General features: G+C 69.5%; 3 protein-coding genes. All 3 read right to left on the bottom strand.

Annotation, left to right across the window (positions count from 1 at the left end; all coding sequences use genetic code 11):
- A partial coding sequence (locus ACKVMH_RS12720) for a type II secretion system protein N (protein ID WP_412700574.1) occupies positions 1–528 on the bottom strand: 528 nt, incomplete at its 3' end.
- 177 nt (positions 529–705) lie between these two features.
- The gene (locus tag ACKVMH_RS12715) at positions 706–3,411 is read right to left on the bottom strand and encodes a TonB-dependent receptor domain-containing protein (protein WP_412700573.1); all 2,706 of its coding nucleotides are present in this window, start codon (positions 3,409–3,411) and stop codon (positions 706–708) included.
- Between the two features lie 263 nt (positions 3,412–3,674).
- Positions 3,675–4,975, bottom strand: a 1,301-nt coding sequence (locus ACKVMH_RS12710; protein ID WP_412700572.1) for a hypothetical protein, incomplete at its 5' end; no start/stop codon positions are given.

The raw sequence follows: 4,975 nt of genomic DNA, 5'->3' as shown, positions 1-4,975 counted from the left end.
CGGCGCAGTCGCGCGCACGGGCGCCGCGGCCTGGCGGCGCGGTGCGGGTCGGGACTTGGACGGCGCGCCCGCGGGATGGTGTTCCGGCAGTTCCAGGCGATGGCGTCTTCCGCCCGCCAGCAGGACCGCGTGGTCGACCCCGACCGTCTCCAGCACGATGCCGTCGGCGATCTCGCCTCCTACCGCGAACGATGCCTGCAGGTCGTCTCGCGCGAGTATCGCCGAGCCGCCACCGGTGCCGTCGCGCCGTACGCCATGCAGGGTGTAGCCCAGTGCATCGCGGCTGCCATCTGCGGCCGCGGCCGTGGACCGGAAGAACAGGTCGACCCGCGGTAGTGCGGGCGTCGACGCGGCGCCGGTCGCGGTGGTGGGCGTCTCGACCAGGGGTGTCGGCGGTGCCAGCAGGAGCCAGCCGGCCCGGACCAGCTGGACGGCGAGCAGCGCGACCAGCGCGACCTCGATCATGGCGGGCAGCCACCGACGCGGGTCGGCAACGATGCTGCGGTCGGGCAATGCGGGGAAGTGCATGGTTCCTGTGGTGCCGGGGCACTGACATTTCAGCCGTGCGCACAGGATGAGACGGTTCGATGACGGTTTGATTGCAACTGACACATGCGCTGCAACAAACAAAAAGCCCGGCGGGTTTCCCCGCCGGGCCGCTGCTTCCGGGCACTTCCCCAAGCCCCGGCCGCTGCACGGGCGCGCCTAGAACGAGGCGCTGATCTCGAACGAATAGCTGGTGCCCAGGTCGTAGCGCATCACGTCCGCGCGGCCCCCGCCGAACGCCTGGTACTCGCTGTATTCCTCGCCCAGCAGGTTGCGTGCCTCGAACGACAGGGTCACGTCGGTGTCCCAGAGGTTGAAGCCCTTCTTCAGGACCAGGTCGACGGTCGTCCCCGGGTCCTGCATGTAGTCGGGCTGGACCACGACGATGCCTTCCGGCGAGTAGCCGTTGATGCCGCGGGCATTGATGCGCTCACTGGCGTAGCCCACCAGCAGGGTGGCCTGGCTGCCGGTCGCCTGGTTCTCGATGCCGAACTGCAGGTTGGCCAGGTGCTCCGACTGGCCCTGCAACCGGCTGCCGTCGAGCACCAGCTCGGAGGCGGCCTGCGGACGGCCGTTGCCGGCGAGGGTGTAGGCCACGTCGTATTCATCGACCTGCACTTCCGAATCCGACCACGTGTAGTTGGCGCCCAGGAACAGGCGGCTGCCACCGGCCCAGTCGAACGGGCTGTCGTAGTACTTGCGGAAGTCCAGCTCGATGCCGAGCACCTCGGCGGCCGGGGCGTTTATGAAACTCTGCTGCCAGCTCGAGCCCGAGCGGCCGTTGAGCACCATCTCGACCGGGTTCTCGATGTCCTTGTAGAACAGCCCGGCGCTGAAGTACTCGCCGGCGTTGAAGTACCACTCGTAACGCAGGTCGAGGTTGACCAGCTCGCTGTCGACCAGGAACGGGTTGCCGATCACCAGGCGGTCGCTGTCCAGGTCCAGGTACTGCTGCGGCGCCAGCTCGCGGAACTGCGGGCGGGCGATCGTCTTGGACGCGCCGAACCGCAGTTGCTGGTTCTCGGCGAGGTTCCAGGTCAGCGACAGCGCGGGCAGGAAGTAGTCGTTCTCCAGCGGTGCGGCGGTCGGCAGCGGCTGGCCCTCGTCGAACAGGTCGATCGGACGCACCTGCTGGGTGGCATCCTCGTAGCGCACGCCGACGGTGGCGCGGATCGACGGGGTCAGCTGCGACTCGGCCTCGACGTAGACCGCCCTGGTCTCCAGCGAGGCGTCGTAGGCCGCCGCGCCGGTGCCGCCCGTGGTCTCGCGCAGGGTCAGGTAACCCTGGCTGATGTTGTAGTCCGACAGAAGGTAATCAGGCCGCTGGTAGCGCTCGTAGAACGGCAGGTTGCCCAGCGAGAGCAGCCGGAACTCGCGCGACACCGCGTCACGCTCGGTGTCCGACCATGCGCCACCGAACGAGAGCAGCACCTCGCGCCCTGTCGGCAGCCGCCAGGTGGCGTCGACGCCGGCGTTGTCGACCCGCTCGTTGACCTGGCTGAAGCGGGTGTAGTTCTGCGCCTGCGAGGCGTCGTGCTGCCAGAAGCCGGACGCGTCCTCGCGGTAGCGGAAGCCCTTCTCGTACGGCGCATCGCGGCTGGCGCGCGAATGGCTGGCGCGCCAGTCGACGGTCAGGTCGCGGTACTCGCCGAACCCGTGCCGGCCGGTCAGCTGGGTGTTGATCATCTCCCGCTCGAACCAGTGGGTGGTGTCGTCGCGGACGTTGTCGCCGGTCAGCAGGCTGTAGCCCTCGCTGCTGCGGGTCTCCTTGTCGGTGTCGTGCACGTACATCGTCATCAGGCCGACCCGGTGGCCGTCCCAGTCGACCGCCGCGCCGAACAGCCCGTTGACGGTGGCGTTGTTGGTGGTCGACATGAACTCGTAGTCGCTCTGCACCGTCATGACGCCGTCCTCGACCGCGCCGTCCTGCTGGATGCCCAGCTGGGTGCGCCAGCTGTTCTTCATCGCCGCGGTGGCGACCAGGCCCAACCGGGCGCTGCCACCGACGTCGAACGCGTTGCCCATGCTGATCTCGGCATTGAAGTCAGGGTCGACGCTGTCGGTTGCCTGCAGCAGGTTGAGCGGCGCGTTGGTGAAGCTGCGCGCGATCCGCTTGACCTCGTCGCTGCTGAAATCACGCCCGGGGGTGATGCGGTTGCCGGTCGCGATCGCATCCTTCAGCTCGGCGGTCATCTTGCGGGTGCCGTCGTCGAAGCCGAAGTAGTCCGAATCACCGCCGCCGTAGTGGGTCAGGCCGGCCTGGAAGGTGGTCTCGCTGTTGCCGCCGGTGCCGATCTTGAGGTCGAGGAAGGGCTCCTCGGGGATCACCGCGCTGGACAGGTTGATGGTGCCGCCGCCGAACTCGCCCGGCATGCTGGCCGCGTAGGTCTTCTGCACCTCGATGGTCTGCAGCACGTTGGTCGGGAACAGGTCCAGCGGCACGACGCGCTTCAGCGGCTCGGGGCTGGGCAGCGGCGAGTTGTTGAGCAGGGCCGAGGAATAGCGCTCGTTGAGGCCGCGCACGTACACGTAGCGGCCGTGGTTGAGGCTGATGCCCGCCACCCGCTGCAACGCGTCCGCCGCGGTGCTGTCGCCCTGGCGATCGAGGTCTTCCTTCGAGACGTGGGTCATCACCGCCGAGCTGAGCAGCATCGGCTCGGGGATGTATTCGCCCTGGACCTTGACCACGTCCAGTTCGGTGGCCTGCACCGGCGCTGCGGCTGCGGCCGTCGTGCCGGCGGTGGCGGCCGACGAGGGGGTGGCCTGCGCGTGGGGTGCGGGAGTGGCCTGGCCCAGCGCCACGCCGGGCGCGAGCAGGGCGGAGATCGCCAGGAACAGGCCCGTGCGGGCGGGTGTGAGCTTCATGGATGGCAGCCTTTCGATGTGGTTCGTGCGTCCGGATGAGTCGATGCCGCGGACGGGCCGCGGCATCGATCCGGGAGCGGGGCCGCGGACTTCCGGCCCCGTTCCCTTGGCATGGCGGCCGCGGCGGCCACGCCGGTCATCGCCGATCAGCAGTCNGTCGATGCCGCGGACGGGCCGCGGCATCGATCCGGGAGCGGGGCCGCGGACTTCCGGCCCCGTTCCCTTGGCATGGCGGCCGCGGCGGCCACGCCGGTCATCGCCGATCAGCAGTCGTCGGCGGTCAGGCCGCAGGTCCAGCCCTGCCACCAGGTGTCACCCGCGTCCTTGACCGCGCCGATGTAGTCGACGTCGACGAAGGCCGGGTTGATCGACGCCAGGCCGGCATGGGCCGGTACCGCTGCCTCGTTGGCGCCGTTGATGAAACCGGCGGTGAGGGTCGACGCCCCGGTGGCGTTGTTGGTGCCGGCGTTGAACGCGGCGGCCTCGCGGCCGGATGCGCCACCGGCGAACGGCACGTCGCACGACAGGTAGGTGGAGTGGAAGACGCCGTCGGTGGTGGCGGACTGGAACTCGACGCAGGCCGGCGCACCGCCGGTGACCACCGCGTTGTAGTAGCCCACCAGGGTGCCCTGGTTGAGCACGATGGCGTTGTCGTGGCCGGCACCGACGAAGGTGACGTTGGCCAGGTTGGGCATCGAGCGGTACGGCAGGTCCTGCGAGCTCATCTCGTTCATGCGGTCGCCGCCACCGGCGCGCTGGACGATCAGACCGAACTGGATGCCGCCGCGGTAGCCCGCATCGGTGTCGAAGGTGTCGTCGTCGTTGCCGGTGCCGACCAGGTACTTGCCGTTGACGGTACCGCCGAACCACTCGAAGCCGTCGTCGGAGCTGTTGTGCACCTGCACGTACTCGACCGTGGTGCCGCGGCCAAGGCCCGCCAGGGTGATGCCGTTGAGCTCGACGTCGGGCAGCACCTCGAAGCCCGAATGCATCACGCGGACGTACTTCAGCACGCCGGTGTTGTCGTCGTCGTCGTTGCCGCCGTAGTAGCCGTTGGCGCCCTCGACCTGCGCCTCGCAGGTGGCCGTGCCCGGCTGCGCGGTGCCCGGGCAGGTGCTGATGGCGGCGCGGCCGAGCAGCACCAGGCCGCCCCACTGGCCGATCGAGTCGACGTCGGTGGTGCCTTCGATGCTCTGGCGGCTGGTGAGCACGATCGGGGCGGTCGCGGTGCCTTCGGCGAAGATCTGCGAACCGCGGTTGACCATCAGGAAGTCGGCACCGGCCGAGCCGAACACGGTGACGCCCGGCTCGATCGTCAGCGTGCCCTTGCGCGCCTGCGCGGCCGGGTTGGCGGCGTCGCCACCCATGTCTTCGCCGACGTCGGTGCGGCCGTTGACCGAGTACACCAGGCCATCGACCCGCGGCAGCAGCAGGTCGCCGATGATGCGCGACGGCAACTGGCAGTTGGTCAGGCTGGCGACCTCGCCCACGTCCGTGGTGCCGGCCGGGCACTCGGCCGCGGTCGGCGGCGGGGTGGTCGGGGGCGGCGTGGTCGGCGGAGGCG

It is taken from the genome of Lysobacter zhanggongensis (assembly GCF_046638635.1).
GTDB lineage: Bacteria > Pseudomonadota > Gammaproteobacteria > Xanthomonadales > Xanthomonadaceae > Novilysobacter > Novilysobacter luteus.
The sequence above is the reverse complement of the archived record's forward strand: the minus strand, read 5'-3'. Positions and strand labels throughout refer to the sequence as shown.

Excerpts from the sequence above, each read along its gene's own strand:
- ACKVMH_RS12715 (WP_412700573.1), bottom strand. The coding sequence starts at position 3,411 with ATGAAGCTCACACCCGCCCGCACGGGCCTGTTCCTGGCGATCTCCGCC.